This window comes from Psychrobacter sp. CX16 (assembly GCF_057396245.1).
The window spans coordinates 61,394-80,045 of record NZ_JBXYJF010000007.1; the positions used below are offsets into that span (position 1 = coordinate 61,394).

15 protein-coding genes are annotated in these 18,652 nt (G+C 43.6%); 10 read left to right on the top strand and 5 right to left on the bottom strand.

Annotation, left to right across the window (positions count from 1 at the left end; all coding sequences use genetic code 11):
• The first annotated feature begins 43 nt into the window (after positions 1–43).
• The 7 genes from rlmN to bamB all read left to right on the top strand — a co-directional run bounded on the left by rlmN (position 44) and on the right by bamB (position 8,351).
• Positions 44–1,270: a dual-specificity RNA methyltransferase RlmN gene (gene rlmN / locus AC2SLM_RS04190; RefSeq protein ID WP_486552220.1), complete on the top strand. Its 1,227-nt coding sequence runs from the start codon at positions 44–46 to the stop codon at positions 1,268–1,270.
• Positions 1,271–1,531: 261 nt separating this feature from the next.
• Positions 1,532–2,413: a tetratricopeptide repeat protein gene (locus tag AC2SLM_RS04195; RefSeq protein ID WP_486552222.1), complete on the top strand. Its 882-nt coding sequence runs from the start codon at positions 1,532–1,534 to the stop codon at positions 2,411–2,413.
• Complete coding sequence (locus tag AC2SLM_RS04200) at positions 2,404–3,291, top strand: helix-turn-helix domain-containing protein (protein ID WP_486552224.1); 888 nt, start codon at positions 2,404–2,406, stop codon at positions 3,289–3,291. The genes AC2SLM_RS04195 and AC2SLM_RS04200 overlap by 10 nt, the downstream gene beginning before the upstream one ends.
• A gap of 220 nt (positions 3,292–3,511) precedes the next feature.
• Positions 3,512–4,639 (top strand): flavodoxin-dependent (E)-4-hydroxy-3-methylbut-2-enyl-diphosphate synthase, encoded by a 1,128-nt coding sequence (gene ispG / locus AC2SLM_RS04205; protein WP_486542190.1) that lies wholly within the window; start codon positions 3,512–3,514, stop codon positions 4,637–4,639.
• A gap of 110 nt (positions 4,640–4,749) precedes the next feature.
• Positions 4,750–6,057 carry a histidine--tRNA ligase gene (gene hisS / locus AC2SLM_RS04210; RefSeq protein ID WP_486552226.1) on the top strand — a complete coding sequence of 436 codons (1,308 nt, stop codon included), beginning with the start codon at positions 4,750–4,752 and terminating at the stop codon, positions 6,055–6,057.
• A gap of 126 nt (positions 6,058–6,183) precedes the next feature.
• Positions 6,184–7,020 carry a YfgM family protein gene (locus AC2SLM_RS04215; RefSeq protein WP_486552228.1) on the top strand — a complete coding sequence of 279 codons (837 nt, stop codon included), beginning with the start codon at positions 6,184–6,186 and terminating at the stop codon, positions 7,018–7,020.
• 137 nt (positions 7,021–7,157) lie between these two features.
• Positions 7,158–8,351 (top strand): outer membrane protein assembly factor BamB, encoded by a 1,194-nt coding sequence (bamB, locus tag AC2SLM_RS04220; RefSeq protein WP_486552230.1) that lies wholly within the window; start codon positions 7,158–7,160, stop codon positions 8,349–8,351.
• A gap of 350 nt (positions 8,352–8,701) precedes the next feature.
• On the opposite strand, the gene AC2SLM_RS04225 is transcribed toward bamB, so the two are convergent.
• Positions 8,702–9,733: a DUF1853 family protein gene (locus AC2SLM_RS04225; protein ID WP_486552231.1), complete on the bottom strand. Its 1,032-nt coding sequence runs from the start codon at positions 9,731–9,733 to the stop codon at positions 8,702–8,704.
• 232 nt (positions 9,734–9,965) lie between these two features.
• On the opposite strand from AC2SLM_RS04225, the gene AC2SLM_RS04230 reads away from it, so the two are divergent.
• Complete coding sequence (locus AC2SLM_RS04230; protein ID WP_486552232.1) at positions 9,966–10,667, top strand: 3'-5' exonuclease; 702 nt, start codon at positions 9,966–9,968, stop codon at positions 10,665–10,667.
• 36 nt (positions 10,668–10,703) lie between these two features.
• Here AC2SLM_RS04230 and AC2SLM_RS04235 read toward each other — a convergent pair whose 3' ends face one another.
• Positions 10,704–11,642, bottom strand: coding sequence for an alpha/beta hydrolase family protein (locus tag AC2SLM_RS04235; protein ID WP_486552234.1), 939 nt, complete (start codon positions 11,640–11,642; stop codon positions 10,704–10,706).
• 280 nt (positions 11,643–11,922) lie between these two features.
• Between AC2SLM_RS04235 and AC2SLM_RS04240 the strand changes: the two genes are divergently transcribed.
• Entirely contained in the window at positions 11,923–12,612 is a 690-nt protein-coding gene (locus AC2SLM_RS04240) for an LOG family protein (protein ID WP_486542176.1), read from the top strand.
• A gap of 101 nt (positions 12,613–12,713) precedes the next feature.
• On the opposite strand, the gene AC2SLM_RS04245 is transcribed toward AC2SLM_RS04240, so the two are convergent.
• A complete protein-coding gene (locus AC2SLM_RS04245) occupies positions 12,714–14,330 on the bottom strand; it encodes an FAD-dependent oxidoreductase (protein WP_486552236.1) in 1,617 nt (538 codons plus the stop codon).
• 234 nt (positions 14,331–14,564) lie between these two features.
• Between AC2SLM_RS04245 and AC2SLM_RS04250 the strand changes: the two genes are divergently transcribed.
• A complete protein-coding gene (locus tag AC2SLM_RS04250) occupies positions 14,565–14,972 on the top strand; it encodes a DUF1294 domain-containing protein (RefSeq protein WP_486552237.1) in 408 nt (135 codons plus the stop codon).
• 114 nt (positions 14,973–15,086) lie between these two features.
• Here AC2SLM_RS04250 and lspA read toward each other — a convergent pair whose 3' ends face one another.
• Both lspA and ileS read right to left on the bottom strand, forming a co-directional pair.
• On the bottom strand, positions 15,087–15,680 hold the full coding sequence (gene lspA, locus AC2SLM_RS04255; protein WP_486552239.1) for a signal peptidase II: 594 nt from the start codon (positions 15,678–15,680) through the stop codon (positions 15,087–15,089).
• Positions 15,673–18,522 (bottom strand): isoleucine--tRNA ligase, encoded by a 2,850-nt coding sequence (gene ileS / locus AC2SLM_RS04260; protein ID WP_486552240.1) that lies wholly within the window; start codon positions 18,520–18,522, stop codon positions 15,673–15,675. The genes lspA and ileS overlap by 8 nt, the downstream gene beginning before the upstream one ends.
• Positions 18,523–18,652 lie beyond the last annotated feature (130 nt).

Here is an 18,652-nt window from a genome sequence, read left to right on the forward strand (position 1 = left end):
AAACGTTTTAATTCACACACCATATTAGGTTAGATAAGTTATCATGACCAAAATTCCTATGCAGCCTGCTGACAGCCAGCTAACCTCTTTTGACCCAAGCCAAACTGACTCAAATGCTAATGACCACAGAACCAATATTCTGGGTATGAGTCAGGAAGAACTTGGCGCCTATTTCAAAGAGATAGGCGAGAAGCCGTTTCGTGCCACACAGGTAATGAAATGGATTTACCAGCATGGAGTGACTGATTTTGATGAGATGACGAATCTATCAAAAGGCTTGCGCGAAAAGCTAAAACAGCAAGCCTGTGTGCGTCCGCCAGAGGTGGTGCATAAAGAGTTTAGTAACGACGGTACCCGTAAATGGGTATTCAAAGTGGCTGGCGGGTCGCTTGTGGAAACAGTATTGATTCCAGCAGATGACAGTAAGGTTAATGGACGTAAGACTCTATGCGTGTCTTCACAAGTTGGTTGTGCGCTAGATTGCAGTTTCTGTAGTACCGGTAAGCAAGGCTTTGAGCGTGATTTGTCCCCTGCAGAAATCATTGGTCAGCTTTGGGTCGCTAACGCCTCGTACATGGAAGGCGTGGACAACACTGAATGGCACAATAACGTTACCAACGTGGTTATGATGGGTATGGGCGAGCCGCTGCTTAACTATAAGCCTGTGGTATCCTCAATGAGCCTGATGCTATCAGACCACGCTTATGGCTTATCAAAACGCCGTGTGACACTATCAACCTCAGGCGTTGTGCCTAAGATGTATGACTTATATAAAGACATCGATGTGGCGTTGGCAATCTCACTGCACGCACCAAACGATGAGCTGCGTAATGAGTTAGTGCCCATTAATAAAAAGTATCCATTAAGCGAGCTGATTGCTGCGGCAAAAGCCTATGTGCATGATAATAATCCACGTCATAAAAAGCACGTCACTATTGAATATGTGATGCTTGCTGGCGTCAATGATAGTGATGAGCATGCGCATCAGTTGGTAGAGTTATTAGAAGGGTTACCAAGCAAAATTAATTTGATTCCTTTTAACCCGTTCCCACATGCGCCTTATGACCGCTCAAGCAACAACCGCATCCATGCGTTTAGCAATATTTTAAATAACGCCGGATTTGTGTGTACCATTCGCCAAACCCGCGGAGATGATATTGATGCTGCTTGTGGTCAGTTGGTTGGCCAGGTTGCAGATAGAACCCGTCGTTCAGCCAAATGGCAGCAAAGTATCAAAGACCGTGAGCAAGAATTGCAAGTACAAAGCTAATTAGAATAAGACTGAGTTAAGTGTGTATTCACTGCCAGATTATGGCCTAAGATAAACACTATCAGTACTTGAAACGAACCATTGGCTTGCATTATGATAAAAATTTTATATCTTTTAAGTGCACAAAGTCGGTGGTGTGGTTACAATACGATTATTAATGCGTACAATCATGTCGATATGAATTGAGTGCGCATAAACAATAGACGACTGTTTTTAAACAATGAAAGCAACCAGACAGGCGATAAGAGATTGGGAATCAGGATGATGACCCGCGGCCGCACAGTACAAGGTGCTAATATAGCGGCTATCAGTGTACTAAGTATTGGTGTGATAGGCTTTTTGAGTATGACCGGCTGTCAGTCTACCAATGGTGGCTACCAGTCAGCTAATACAGCCACCTTTGCTGACAAAGAAAGCAATGCCAATAAGGTTGCCCCTATTAGAACTCAAATGGCGGCGCAGTATTTATCTGACAATAAGTTAGACGCCGCATATCGGCAACTTGAAAAAGCGTTGGCGGCAAATAAACACTATGCGCCTGCCTATGATATGATGGGCGTTTTGTTGCAACAAGAAGGCAGCCGGCACAACATTAACAATGCTGAGCAGTACTTCGAGCAAGCAATTGAACTTGACCCAAGCTTTATGCAAGCGCGTAATAATTATGGGGTGTATTTATCCCAAGTTGGGCGATATGACGAGGCGATAGCGCAGTTTGAACTTGCCGGATCAGCACTTGGATATGAAGGGCGTATCGGTGCGTTGGAAAACTTAGGTCGAACTGCTACAAAGGTAGAAAATTGGCCGCTTGCCAGTCAAGCGTTTGTTAAAGTGTTAGAGAGCAGTAGACCCAATAACCGCCGAGCCCGAATGACAGCGACCATTGAGCTGATTGATATTTTGATGAATAATAATAAAGTCAGTCAAGCCCAAGCATTATATAATGAGATGCTAGCCGAAACGGGCGATATGGCTAATAAGATGCCACGCACGCTATTGCAAGGCATTCAGCTTGCTCATGAACAACAAAATTTATCACTGCAAGAGAAACTTTCGCGACAACTTTTGGCTGACTTTCCATTAAGTGAAGAAGCAAAAAGGCTAGAAGTTTGGATTCGTAACCCAGAGGCATCATGGAAATAGACAAGCAAAAACCGTTGAACAATACCTTAGATACATCTAATCAAACTGTCGGCTCATTCGGTAATCGACTCAAACAAGCTCGCGTAAGTAAGGGCTTAAGCCTAGATGACGTGGCCGGTGAGCTGTTTATTTTGCGCAGACATTTAGAAGCTATTGAATCAGAGGATTTTAAGGCACTACCGCAGATAGCATTTTCTCGCGGGTTCGTGATTAATTACGCCAAGTATCTGGGATTAGATCCTGATCAAATCGCTGAGAGCTTTAATCGTGCTTATCCTGATGAGCTCAAAAAGAAGAGTGTCGGTGATATTGAGTCGCCATTAAAGCCGATGGGTACCCTGCAGCGTGAAGGCAAACGCTCCATCCGTATCAACCCTTTATTGGTGTTGGGTTTAATTGGTCTAATCATTCTAGCGGTCTTCTTAATTCGTACCGTGTCAAACGCTCAAGATGCGACAGAAGCTGAAACTGAAAATGCTCAAATCATTGATGATTTATCAGACAGCGAGCAGTCAGCCGGTGCCGCTATAGTCAGTAGTGGCAGTGCGGTTAACCTTAATAACTCAGGCTCAGCGCTGAACTTAGACAATACAGCGAATGCTGATGATGCCAATAACCAACAAGCGGCGACTAATGCAGAAGATGCGACGCTAGATTTTTGGGTGAGAGGTCCAACCGAATTAAGTGTGGTCGATGCCACAGGCAAAACCTTATTAACGGGTAATCAGTCACGCGGTGGCTATAAGCTCACCGGTAAGCCGCCGTTTCAAGTGCAAATCAATAACGTCTCTCAAGTTAATTTAAACCTAAATGGCGAACCGATTGCGCTTAATGATTTTGCACAAGGCAACCAAGCCAACTTTAGCTTAGCCCCTTAGATTTAGCTTAACTCTAGATGCTGTTACTGGTATAAGTAGCTATGAAAAGACGGGTTGATTATGTCACTGGTATAATCAGCCAATCCGCCCTTTTATATGAATGCTTATAACCAAGCCCACAATGTAGTAAGTGCAGTAAGTTAAATAGAATAAACAGAATACAGTTAATATAAAACAATCTAGCCCTTCCAAATAAACTTTCAGTCAACTGAGAAGCTTTATGTCTACTCCCTCTCCAATAAAACGTCGTGAAACCAAAAAAATCTATGTCGGTGATGTGGCAGTCGGTGGCGATGCGCCTATTAGTGTACAGAGTATGACAAATACTGACACCTGTGATGTCGATGCGACGGTTGCGCAAATTGAGCGCTGCGTCGATGCCGGTGCCGATATGATGCGTATCTCAACCCCTACCATGGATACCGTAGCGGCCTTTGCTGAAATCAAAAAACGCGTTAATATTCCGCTAATTGCCGATGTGCATTTTGATTATAAAATTGCCCTTGCGGTAGCCAAAGCAGGCGCGGATTGTTTGCGTATTAACCCAGGCAATATCGGTAATGATGCCAAGGTTCGTGAAGTAGTGGCCTGTGCACGCGATTATGATATTCCAATTCGTATTGGGGTCAATGCAGGCTCTTTAGAAAAAGAGATTCAACGCAAATATACAGAGCCAACCGGTGAGGCGATGGTTGAGTCTGCCATGCGCCATGTTGATATCTTAGAGCGCTTAAACTTTGATCAATACAAAGTATCGGTTAAGGCCAGTAATGTTTTCTTAACGCTGGATGCTTACCGCTTATTATCACAGCAGATTGATAATCCATTGCATCTTGGCGTTACTGAAGCCGGTGTTTACCGTACAGGTACCGTTAAATCAGCGATTGCTCTAGGCGGCTTGTTATTAGACGGCATTGGCGATACCATTCGTATCTCACTAGCGGCTGAGCCAGAAGACGAGATTAAAATTGGTTTTGATATTCTAAAATCGCTTAATATCCGTGCCAACGGTATTAACTTTATTGCTTGCCCAAGCTGTTCACGTCAAGAATTTGATGTGATTCGCGTAATGAATGCTCTAGAAGCGCGCTTAGAAGACGTGCGTATCCCTATGGATGTATCTGTGATTGGTTGTAAAGTAAATGGCCCAGGTGAAGCCAAAGAAGCGGACATTGGTGTAGTAGGCGCATCGCCTAATTCACTGGTATATTTAGAAGGTGAGAAGAGCCACCTGATTGATACCACCACCTTAGTGGATAATATTGAGAAGATGGTACGCGAGCGTGTCGCGAAAGCGGAAGCTAAAGCTGCCAATGAGATACTACGTGTAGACGGTAGCAAGCATTAAATTAATCACTAAATAGTTGATTTGTATAAATCATTACCGATAGCTCATTACTGATAATGAACACTAATAATTTGCACTGACAATAATGACAAATAATTTGGGCACTAACTATGATTAAGTCGATTAAAGGGTTTAATGACATCTTGCACATAGCAACTTCGACGAGCTATCCGACCAGTGATTGGCGTCGTCTTGAGAGTCTGCTACGTGATGTGTTGGATCAATATGGCTACGAAGAGATTCGTCTGCCAATCGTTGAAGAGACCCAATTATTTGCCCGTGCCATTGGTGATGCGACAGACATCGTAGAAAAAGAGATGTTCAGCTTTACCGATAAGTCTGACCCACCGACACCGATTACTCTGCGTCCAGAAGGCACTGCCGGTGCAGTACGTGCGGTGATTGAGCATAATCTATTACGTGGCGACAGCCCAAAACTTTGGTATATGGGTCCGATGTTCCGTTACGAGCAGCCGCAAAAAGGCCGTTATCGTCAGTTTCATCAATTGGGTGTGGAAGCCTTCGGTAGTGAGCATGTCGATGTCGAGGCAGAACTGATTGCCATGACTTATATGATGTGGAAACGCTTCGGTATTGACCATGAGCTAACCTTAGAGATTAACAGCTTAGGTGAATCAGATGAGCGTTTGGCTTATCGTACCGCTTTGGTTGATTTTTTAACGGACAAAAAAGATGAGTTAGATAGCGACAGTCAGCGCCGATTGACCACCAATCCACTGCGCATCTTGGACAGTAAAGATCAAAATACCCAAGCCATATTAGCTGATGCGCCAAAATTAGCAGACTTCTTAGGTGAAGAGAGTAACGCCCATTTTGAACAGTTAAAATCGTATTTAACCGCTTTGGGCATTGACTATAAAGTGAATCCAAACCTAGTACGTGGTTTGGATTACTACAACAAAACGGTCTTTGAGTGGGTAACTGATAAGCTTGGCTCGCAAGCCACAGTTTGTGCCGGTGGTCGTTATGATGGTCTCATTGGGCAATTAAAGTCTATTGGTAAGCCTGCAGACAAAGCAAAAGCGGTTAAATCAGATCCGGCAGTTGGTTTTGCCATGGGTCTTGAGCGTCTATTGTTACTGATTCAAGCAGTTAATCCACTACCTGAAATGACCGCTTGTGATGTCTTCGTGGTCGTGCATCCAGAGCTGTATGCTGAAGGCTTAAAGTACGCACAGTCGTTAAGAGAAGCGCGTCCTGATTTACGTATTAAGATGTCGAGCGCAACCAGTCTCAAATCACAGATGAAAAAAGCGGATAAATCAGGCGCAAAATTAACGGTGATTATTGCTCAAGATGAAGTCGAAAATAACAGTATCAGCGTTAAAACCATGCAAACCGGTGAGCAGGTCAGCCATGACAATCAGTGGTTACACAGTGCTGAGAATTTTGCGTAAGACATTGAGTGTCTAAACCCTGTTTTGTATCGACTCAAAACAAGGTATAGTTAGTCTCTGGTTACTCAAAATATATTAACCGCACGCTTTATTTTATATTAAGTTATTAACATATTAGGTAGATTTATGGCTCAACGTCCTACTCCCACATCACCTGATTTAAATCAGCCAAACGGTGATCAGCAGTCTATAGAGAAGCTCAAGCAATCAGCCGGCTATATTCTGGGCGCCATTGTTTTGATTTTGGCAGGTTATTTTGGTTGGAGTTATCTACAAAGCTCAGGAATGAAGACCGATACTGTAGCCGCGGATAAGTATTCAGCAATTGAGACCGCCAATGAAACAGTACGTCTTGCCCAAGCCGAAGATGGAGAGGCGGGTAAAAAGCTAAACTCAGACATCGATGCGCTGGTTGCTGAGCATGGGTCAACCATTTATGCGTGGCAAGCATTGATGATTAAAGCCCGCAATGCGGTGGATGCTGGTGATCATGAAACGGCATTAGATGCGCTAAAAAAGGCCAAAGAGATTAAGCTAAATGATGCGGGCCTTGAATCAATCACTCAGCTGCGTTATGCCACGATATTACTAGCCAACGGTGATATTGACGCGGCAATGACAGAAGCGTCAAGAGATGTACCTGTGCCTTTTGAGGCGACGCAGCAAGAGCTGTTAGGCGACATCTATGTAGCACAAAAAGAGAATGATAAAGCGGTCCGTGCTTACGAAAATGCATGGAGCTTGTTATCTAAGCGTAACGAAGAGCGTGCTATCTTAAGACTTAAGCTTGAGAGTATGGGTGTCAATCCTGAGCCTATCGAGCCACGTCCCGAAATTGTTAAGCAGACTGCGGCGCCAGAAGCTATGACTGAAGATATCGCACAAGATGAGACTGATGACGCATTACTTGAAGATATCGGCACCGATGCAGTAGCCGGTACAGAGGACATCGCTCCAGAATAATGGCGACTAAACAACCCTCTAGACACCCCTATTTATATAGAGAATATAGATTAAAAACTGAAGCATTCGCAAAGAAATAATCGTAAATAACCATTGGTTAGTGTTTTTATTGATAACCTAATTGAGCTGAGCCAACTATGCATAATAACGAAACCAAACAATCACGAGCAAATATCATCATGCAAACCTCTAAAGTTGGTTTGTTATGTGCGGCAATTGCCCTAACCGGCTGTGGTAAAACCATTAAGCCTGAAGTTCATAAGCCAACAAAATTGGTTCAACTTGAGCAGTCAGTCAATGTGGTTGATGAGGTGTTCCATACGTCACTTAGCAACCGTACCAAACTGTCTGATGTGAACCGCTTTAATGTTGGTTTTGATGGTAATCAAATCGTTGCAGCCTCTGGTGCAGGTAGAGTAGAAAGCTACACACTTTCCGGCGACAAGCTATGGGAGGTAAACCTAAAAGAAGATATTGTGGGCGGTGTGAGCTACGATAGCGCAACACAAACAGCGGTAGTAACGACCCGTTCTGCGCGCGTCATTGCTTTTGACACCCATGATGGTAGCATCAAATGGCAAAAGGCTATTGCGGGTACAGTATTGGCACCTGCTTTGATTCACAATAACAGAGTGGTATTGTCTGGTAACGATGGCATTATGCATGGTTTATCACTACAAACGGGTGATTCTATTTGGCAGTTTGCAACCCAAACACCAACCATCAGCGTACGTGGTACGGCTTCTCCTGCACTACTAGATGATGAGACAGTCTTGATTGCCAGTGCTGATGGTCGCTTACATGCAGTAGATATCGAATCAGGTATTCCACTTTGGAACCGCCGTGTAGGCATTCCAGCGGGCGCAAGTGAAATCCAGCGCATGACGGATGTTGATGGTACACCAACCATTGATAACAATCAGCTATATGCGGTTAGTTATAGTGGTCAGTTAATTGGTGTGGATTTAGCAAGTCGCCAAATTCTATTTATCCAGAAAGCCGCTAGTAAAAACAGTGTCGCCGTGGCCGGTAATGCTGTTATCGTGACCACACTTGATGGACTGGTTAAAGCCTTTGACCGTGTGAGCGGTGAAGAATTATGGGAAAGCGATGCACTGGCTTATCGTAAGCTAAGCAATCCTGTGCTTATTGGCAGCTATATTGCTATCGGCGATTTAGATGGTGTGGTACATCTCTTATCGCCAAAAGATGGCCGTATCGTCAGCCGAGTGAAATCAAAAGGTGCTATTAACAAGCTAACTACAGAGTCTGGTTATTTATTAACAGAAACTAAATCAGGTCAAGTAAACATGTGGCGCTTAGCGCGTTAAGTACGACAGTGATTTAATCTTTACTTGATATAAAGAAAGCCTCCGATATGGAGGCTTTTTGGCTATTGCTAATAAGCTTAAGCTATCATCGAGAGGTTTAAGAACCTGTATTCACAAGCTATAATTGGCTCTTTTTGCCTAAAACAAGCCACTACTTTGTTAAAATTCGGCTCGAATAGAATGACTATTCAACCCAATTTTGCCTCGTATTGTCTCATTTTATTCTAAAAATACCATAACTGTAGCTTATGAATACAGGTTCTAATATGTTTACAAGGTAATCGAGTGCAAGTACTACAGATGTAGGCTTAGCGAGATTAACACCGTAACCGTTTATTGGTTCACTGATTCTACTTATCGACGACTAATACGACTGGAGTATCTTGCTGCATATATAAATTGGTTTCTAAATCTTCAAAGGTGAGAGGTACATAGGGCCATTGCCCAAAACGTTTACGGCGCAGTCGTCTCTCTTGTTTGCTAATCGGTAATTGTTCAAGCTCTGCTTCACTCTGTCTAGGAGACGCTGCTGTTAAATAGCTGGCGTTATAAAAGGGACGTGCGGTAAACCATTCGATATAGTGAGTCGGTCGTAAATCATCTGCATCTAATGCCTTAAAATCGGCAGTGTTGCTGATAGAGTGCCATAGATGCAAAGGAAAGCTGTCATTTAACCATTCAGGACGCCTGCCTTGGGCTGCTTTAGGTTGAAAAAAACGGCCTTTCATTACCACATAACGCTTATCTATTTTAACTTTCTCGTAGAAGTCTAAATCTACCCATACGCTACGAAAGGGCTTGGTTTGCATATGTGTTAGCTTGCGCTCTAAAGTATCGCGTGAATTAATACCGACCCAATGAGCAAAATCATAGGGCGGTGAGCCGAGATAAAATTTAACGGCCAGCTCCCAATGTTCTATCTTATCGGTTTCTTGATTACGTAAAATAAAATCAAGTTCACCTGTGGTCTGAGCACCGTTATACAGCTGTACATTATGAGCCACGACCTCATAAGGATGTAGATTTAGCTGATAACCATCCTCTAACCAAAAGTGTATTAAGCCTTCAAAATGAAAGCCAAGGCGATATGGACTAGGCCGAGACATTAGATAACGGGTGAGGTCTTGATAAGCAGTGGTGGTATCGAGCTGATGCAAACGCTCAGCATAAATAGCGTACTGTCTTTGCCAAAAGTCGGACTGATGGACACGAATCTCAGGTGATACCAGATTGGCATTGGGTGATACCCAGTGCGTTAAAACATCGGGGCAGGCTAAGGCAAAGGCCAAATCTCTAACAAAGGGACGCTTATATTGATACCAAGGCTGCCACAGCTGAGATATCTTTTGAGTTGGACTTTCGGTATTAGAGATAGCATTCATATCGGTATGTATTTGTTAAAGTGATGTTGTGAGTATAACAAGCGCCGTGGTATACATTGTATGATTCAAGCCGAACACTTACCGAAACGATACTTGATTATTATCCGAAATCTTAGATTTAAATAGTCCCTTATCTCAAGTAATCCAAAACCCGATAATGAATGATAAACGTTTTAGCAGCTGATAGTCATCATACTAAATGGCTATTGGTAACACATAAAAGGCATATCTGATGGCTAATTCCAACCCTATTTTTGACCCTATAGCGGCAACGGCTTTGGTGATTGATACCGAAACAGATCAAGGTCGTGAGCCAAGACCCATTCAGGTGGCAACCATTGATGCCGCCACAGGTCATGAGTGGATGTCCTATTTTAATAGTGGCCGCCCTATATCGCCTGTGGTGACTCGTGTGCATGGTATTACTGATGCTGATGTAGCAGGGCTTGAGCCATTCGAGCTTGATAAAATGAGTTTGGGTGATTATTTAATTGGCCATAATGTTCGGTTTGATTGGGGTGTTATTGGGCGACCATCCGTTAAGCTCATTTGTACTGTGCGTCTCGCTCGTGCTGCTTTTCCGGAATGGGACTGCTATTCACAGTCTCGATGTATCGAGCAGTTAATAGGTCGTGAACAAGCGGCAGCTATGACAGCCCATGCTCATGATGCGCTAGGTGATGCACGTATGTGTTATCTGCTATATCAGGCTTGCTGTGAGCGTTTGGAGATAGCACCAACGGACTTTGCCGCTGCACATCGAATCTCTAATACTGCCAAGCCTATAAGTAGAATGCCGTTTGGTAAATATAAAGGACGGTTGATTAGCGAGATACCGGTTGATTATGTGACATGGATGATAAAAAACATTCCCAATCTAAAGCCTGCGCTCTATTCAGCGTTACAAAAACGGTTATCTGAGACAGAAGAATAATATCATGGTTAGATTAGATAAGGTTTAAATCGAACCCTATGTATCAGCTGATGCCGATGGATTACCGTGTTGTTCAATCCAGTTTGTTGCAATCTTCCAAAGTTGTGGCGCTTTGGCATGGATTTTACTGCTAAAGAATTTCATATGACCAATGTGACGTAAGCCAAACTCCTTAGGCTGCATCATACGTTTCTCAGCGGGCATAGCGGTAAAGACAGCCAACATATCGTCGACGTTTTTGGCATTAGCGATGTCATCATCGGTGAAGTTCAACCATAATGAGGGCGCTGCGAATTCATCGTAATAATGGGTGAAGACAGTTTTGCCAAAGGCGGTTTTGATATAGCCTTTGCCATTACACCAGTCGCGCCACTGCTTGGCCACACCGCGCGGTAACGGCTCGCCCATACCGAACTTATCTGATGGGGTGTAGCCGAGTATTAAGTTGCCCAAAGTAATAGCGCCATCCATAAATATTATGGCTTGTGCTTTAAAGGGCATGTCCATGTTTTTGATACGACCTGATGAGCAGGCAACATTAACTACCGATGAGAGCGCCTCATAGTTTGGCATTAAGCCGATTAACTGACCGCCGGCACTGTGACCTACCAAATGATATTTGGCATTAGGGAACTCATCTTGCAGCGCATCCAAAATAGCGGTTGCATCATGACGGCCCCAACTGATTAATGAGGCATCACATTTTGATAATTCAGAGGTTAACGAGTCACCGATACCTTCGTTATCATAAGTAATCACGCCATAGCCTTGACTGGCCAGATAGGTGGCGAAACTGTTATAAAAAAAGCGCTTAATACCTGTTGCAGGCGCAATCATAATTGCATTTTTGATGTCTTCGCTTTTGGTATCTTTAGGAAGGTATACACTGGCGGTTAGTGGCTGATTACGCTCAGTCATTACCGTCAACGTGTCTATGTCTGCTGTGTAGTCTTGCTCGTTACTAGGCTTGGTCATCTCTAAATCCTTCTAGTATTATTATCGTCAAGTGATTAGGGTGGAATATCGTTTAACTCACCTTAATAGCAGATGGCTCAATACGTTATAGCTCATATATAAAGCAGTAGCAAGTACAGACTCTGAACTCAGCTTATATGCGTTAAGCTTATATCCTGCTATGTAATGCATACAGGGATAAACCAAAAACAACATAGTGATAAATACCACTGCGAGCGACTGTGTTATGATGATTAGACTAACAATAAATCAAATCAATTAATAAAGGTGACCTTTATTTATGACAAATTTGTCTGAGAAAAATGGCCAATCGGCAATGAAAGAAAGCACTAAAACTATTACCAGTAAAGATATTGAACATGTCAGTGAAGTGGTGAATAAGGGCGAGATAGATCAGCCATTAGTTGCGGTCTATTGCGGCTCACGTGTGGGTAAAAATCCTATCTATGAAGCCGCAGCTCGAGAATTGGGTACGGCATTGGCTAAGAATAATATGGGCTTAGTCTACGGTGGTGCCAGTATTGGTCTAATGGGTGCGGTTGCCGATACCGTTATTGAAGGCGGTGCACGAGCGGTGGGCGTGATACCTAGCTTCATGCTTGATCATGAAATTGCTCACGAAGGCTTAACCCGTTTGCATTTGACGGATACCATGCACACCCGTAAAGCAATTATGGCAGAATATGCCGATGCCTTTATTACTTTGCCTGGTGGTCTTGGTACTCTAGAAGAGATTATGGAGATTGCAACCTGGCGTCAGCTGTATCAGCATGAAAAGCCAATGATTATTCTAAACATTAATGGCTTTTATAATCCGCTAGTTGAGCATTTAAAGCATACGGCAGAAGAAGGATTTATGAAGAAAGAAGATTTAGAAAGATTGGTAGTATGTAACGATATTGACTCGGCCATCGACTTATTAAACAAGTACGTTCATATCCACGATCCGGTTGACACGCACAAAATCTAAGATTAATTCGTTCAGTATTTTAGTAGTGTAGATACTTAATGAAAGTCCGCTTATCAGAACCTGATAAGCGGACTTTTTTGTTGACTGTTTATTTGTCCATGCTACCTTTGAGCTTGAGCTTGAGCTTGAGCTTGAGATTTAGGTTGATAAGGCGTAACCACACCCGACATGGACAGTGGAAAGGCCCGTTGCTTTGCCAACCATAATGCCAATTCATCGATATCTTGCTTATTAGTATGCTGCAAGTAAGGCCAATAGTGATGGTTGCGTTCTTGGCACTGCTCTTCAGTCTCCTTAATCAAGCCCTGGCTTTGCAATTGAGCCACCACATCATCCGCTGCTAATAATGCGGATGAGGCTTTGACGTTTTCAGCACGTGCATAATGTAGCTCAGGATATAGACTCACATCTGCCACACGTAAGGTATCATTGGTACCCGGAATCTGTTGGCCGCCGTATAGCGCATTACCCGCCGGTTTAGCTGTTGCAAATCGAGGAACGAATTCGCTCACCTGATCAATGGCTCTTTGGCTACGTTGATGCAGAGTGTCTGGATTCCAACCCTCATCGATAAAGTCCAGATACGTGCTCTTTAGTTCAGGCTGAGCATCATCTTCAGTGGTCGCTACTAAGCCGTCTTTAAACAAAGTCACCGCTTTGTTCATGCTATGGATTTGATAGTAGCCATCTGGATAAGGCGTGAGTTGCACCATCCCATGTGGGGTACCTCGTTTACCATGAATAATAATCTCGGGCAGTTTAGTTGGATGATTGACCATCGAATTTGACCCCAATTGAGATTGAGTATTAGACTGTGGTTTGTTGTTTTTTAAGCCATCCCAATGGGTCACGTAAGAGGCTTTAAATTCGACCATGCGCTTAGCCGGAATGCCGACCATATTATCAATAACACCAGTTCTAAAGCCACAAGCATTAATCAGATAGTCGACATTAACCACATTATTTTCAGTATTATTCGTCTCTTTATTAGCATAATGGATTTGCCACTGTTTTGTACCATTCGTTAATTCAATTTGCTCAACATTAGTGACTTTAGTGGCAAGCATGACCCTAGCATTATCATAGAACCCAAGCGCGGTTTGAGCAGAAGCGGCGAGACGGAAGATATTCCAGCCGTATTCATTGACCGCAACAATCGGAAATTTGAGCTTATCCAAGTCCAATTGCTTGGCAGCCGCCGCCACCCAAGCATCTGATGGGTGTGAAGATGTATCCTGAGACTTGATTAGGTCATCTAAAGCTGCTCTATCATACAGTCGATAATAATCTTCAGGTTCTCCCAATACTTTGTTATCAGGGTCTGCGACAATCATATCGGTATACACTTGAGTGAGCCGTTTAAGTCTTGGCAGTAGGTCCTGTGGATTGCCCTCATCACGTTTTGGGATAGCAATCACAGTTGGGCGCACATCAATGCTATAAGGATATAAGCGCAACATATCAATAGACTGTTTTAACAGCTCAATGCAATCAGCATCTGGAATTTCACGATATAGATTGCCGCCAGCATGTAAGTGACACATTGGCGGGCCATCAATAAGGCTTGGCCTGGCTTCAAACAAATAAGTCTGCACGCCCAAAGCAGCTAGGCGCAGCGCGATAGTAGAGCCTGCCACACCGCCGCCAATAATGCCCACCTTGGTCGTTTTATTTTGGTCATTAATAATTGGGGTATGATTCTGCGATAAATCAGACATAGATTGGGTATTCTCTTTGGTTCTAGTTATCATTATATTTGAGTCGATTAAGAGATTTAATAAGGACGACTGTTCAAACAAGATAAAAGTCGAGCTTTAATCAGATGTTAGCTATTGTATGGTGATGAATAAGGTGATATACAAGCGCTAGTAATGTACAGATACATCGTTTACAGTGAGGCTAGAATACACCTTATCTTTATTGGATTTGGTTTAGCTTATGATGGGAATGTGATGACAAATAGTAAAAAAAGACACTCAAAGCGACAAAAAAGCTTCCAACAAAAACAAAAACAGCCATTATTTTTGGCTCTCGGCTTTTATGGGGTGCTAGCGGTACTCGTATTTGCAGGTAGTATTAGCCCATTTATAGCAGGTTGGTATGTCATTATTGGTATCGTGACTTATTTTGTTTATGCCAAAGATAAGAAGTCAGCGCAGCAAGGCAAATGGCGTACGCCAGAATCAACGCTACATCTACTAAGTGCACTAGGCGGGTGGGTTGGGGCAATGATTGCTCAAAATCATTTACGCCACAAAACGCAAAAGTCTGAGTTTCGAATAATATATTATCTAACCGTGGTTATTAATTTAGCAGGACTGTTGTATTTAGTATCAGGTGGTGATTTCTCACAGATTTAAGGGTATTTATAACCTGAATACGAAGTGACGACCAAATTATTAATAGATAAAAAAGAAGCCGCCCACTAATCTAGTGGGCGGCTTCTTGATATAAAAGTCACATTTAGTTGCATCTTAAGGCTGATATTTAGTGTTACGCTTGCCTTCTAAAAACAGCATATCGATAACCACGATAGCAACACCAATACAGATAGCAATATCAGCAATATTAAAAATAGGGTAGTGCCATACATCCGCATAGTGGACATGAATAAAGTCGATAACTTTACCAATGCGAATACGGTCAATAAGGTTGCCGATGGCGCCGCCCAATATTAAGGCCAGACCCACATTTAATAATCTAGCTTGGCGCGGTGCTTTTGTGATATAAATCACCAAGAACAACGACATAGCAAACGACAGCACTGCAAAAAACCATTTTTGCCAACCGCCTTGATCCGCCAAGAAGCTAAATGCAGCGCCATAGTTATAAGCCAGCGTCCAGTTCAAAAAAGGCTCGATTACTGGTATCGGCTCATGAAAATTAAGTTTGGTATCGGCAAGCCACTTAGTCCATTGATCTAAACCAATCACAATCAGCGATAACACGTACCATAATAAGGCTTTTGAGCCATTAGGTACGAGTTTAGGGCGCTTGGTCAAACTAGGCGTCGCTGTCGCATAAGCAGGCGAGGTCGAGTTAACATCAGAGCCAGTCGAATTAGGCATAATGACGAACCTCACCAGGACCTGTGATATTGCTCACACAGCGGGTACAAATGCCTGGATATTCAGGATTAGCATCTACATCATCACGTACGTGCCAGCAGCGAACACACTTCTCGCCTTGTGCTGGGCCAACGCTGACATGAAGGTTATCCATATCTGTAGCATCACCTTGTGGCTGAGCATCATGTAATTTAAGCAAGTTGGCTGAACTGGTGATGAGTACAAAGCGTAACTCGTCTTCAAGCTTGGCTAAGCTGTCGTATACGTCGCCATCAGCATAGATGGTCACTGCCGCTGACAAGTTAGAGTTGATGATTTTCTGCTCACGGGCATTTTCAATCACTTTGTTAATGGCATCTTTGGCTTCTAAGATAGTCGCCCAATCTGCTTCACTGATTGTGTCCATGCTAAAGTCAGGCAGCTCATACCAGTCTTGAGTGAATACATACGCATTATCACCGGTCGCACTGTCTTTTAAGAAGGCTTCCCAAGCTTCTTGAGCGGTAAAGCTTAAGATAGGGGCAATCCAGCGCAATAGTGCATGCGTCACATGGTACATGGCCGTCTGTGCTGAGCGGCGTGGCTCACCGTCTGCCATTGTGGTGTATTGACGGTCTTTGATGATATCTAAATAGAAGCCGCCCAAGTCTTGTGAGCAAAATGCAGTCACTTGCTGTGTGACTTGGTGGAAGTCCATTGCATCATAAGCCGCGACAATTTCTTGCTGTACTTTTTGCGCACGTAGCATAATGTATTTATCTAAGCTAACTAGCTCAGACATTGGCACACAGTCTGTTTCAGGATTGAAATCATCGGTATTGGCAAGTAAGAAGCGTAAAGTGTTACGGATACGACGATACATATCAGTCGCACCTTTGAAGGCTTGCTTACCGGCGTTCATCTCATAACGGTAATCGCTTGAGGCAATCCACATACGCAGCATATCCGCGCCGGTTTTATTAATCTCATCTTGCGGATTGATGATGTTACCCAAAGATTTGCTCATCTTGCGGCCATTTTCATCAACCACGAAACCATGAGTTAGAACTTGCTTGTATGGCGCTCTGCCATACATGGCTTCTGAGGTTAATAATGAGGTCTGGAACCAGCCGCGATGCTGATCTGAGCCTTCTAAATACATATCAGCAGGATTCACTAAAGCATCTTCTTGCTCAAGTACAGCAAAGTGCGTCGTTCCTGAATCAAACCACACATCTAAGGTATCAGTTGATTTCACATACTCATCGGCATCGTCACCAATAAAGTCTTTGGCATCAGCATCAAACCAAGCTTCCACACCGTCTTTTTCAATTACTTGGGCGATGTCTTCCATCAGATCTAAGGTATTAGGGTGCAGCTCATCGGTATCTTTATGAGTAAAGAATGGAATGGGCACGCCCCACGTGCGCTGACGAGAAATACACCAATCCGGACGACCTTCAACCATCGCTTCAATACGGTTTTGGCCCCAAGCAGGCGTCCAAGTCACGTTTGGAATATCGTGCATGGTTTGCTGACGCAAGGTGTTGTTGCGACCTTCTACCTGATGATCCATGCGAATGAACCACTGCGGTGTGGCTCGGAAAATAATCGGTGTTTTATGGCGCCAGCAATGCGGATAGCTGTGCTCCATTTTATAATGCTTCAATAGATGACCGCTGTCATTGAGCGCAGCAATGATTTTCGGCTGTGCTTTATAGATGTGTTCACCAACAAAGACTTCTGCGGTATCTAAATAAACACCATTACCGCCCACAGGATTCACAACAGGCAGGTTATAACGTAGGCTTACCACATAGTCGTCCGCACCGTGTGCAGGTGCAGTGTGTACAAGACCTGTACCACTCTCAGCGGTTACGTGATCACCTAGGATAATTGGTACTTGGCGATCAGCAATAAGCGGATGCTGCGCTTTAATAAGCTCAAGCTTATCCCCAGTCAAGGTAGTTACGACGCCGTCGTTTTCTAAGCCAAGGGCTTCAAGAGCATCATCGACTAGGTCAGCTGCTAAAATCAGATTGCCTTTACTGGTTTTAATAACACTGTACTCAAAGTCAGCACTAACTGCAATGGCTTGGTTAGCTGGCAGGGTCCAAGGTGTGGTCGTCCAGATAACAGCAGACGTTTTATCGCTATTGCCTTCTGGTAGCACTTGAGTTGGGTCAACTATATCAAAGGCCACATAGATAGCATCTGAGGTTTTGTCTTCATATTCAACTTCCGCTTCGGCCAGTGATGAGCCACAGTCTAGACACCAGTTCACCGGCTTCATGCCACGGGTCACATAACCATTGGCATAGATTTTACCCAAGGCACGTACAATATTGGCCTCTTGATGGAAGTTCATGGTCAAATAAGGGTTTTCCCAATCACCAAATACACCTAGACGTTTAAAGTCAGCCATTTGTAAGTCGACTTGGCTGCGTGCATATTCACGGCACAGACCTCTAAATTCTGTGGCCGTTACTTTTTGACCGACTTTACCAACTTTGGCTTCGACCTTCTGTTCGATTGGCAAACCATGACAATCCCAACCTGGGACGTAAGGTGCGTCATAGCCAGATAAGGTTTTTGATTTGACAATAATATCTTTTAATACTTTGTTAACCGCGTGACCTAAGTGAATCTGACCATTAGCGTATGGAGGGCCATCATGCAAAATATATTTTTCACGGCCGGCTTTGGCTTTACGGATTTTGCCATACACGTCATCGGCTTCCCATGCTTTCAACCAATCCGGTTCACGTTTGGCAAGGTTGCCGCGCATAGGAAAAGCAGTATCGGCAAGATTCAGCGTGTCTTTGTAGTCTTTGGTTGGCGTATCAGTTTGATTATCAGTCATAATGCAGTCTTATATATTGTGATTAAAAGATTAAGGGTATAAAAATAGTACTCGGCAGTCTAGGGTATGCGTTATTCAGATAATGCCTGTTTTGCTAACGCATTAGTAAGGGCTATTTTATACTATTGTG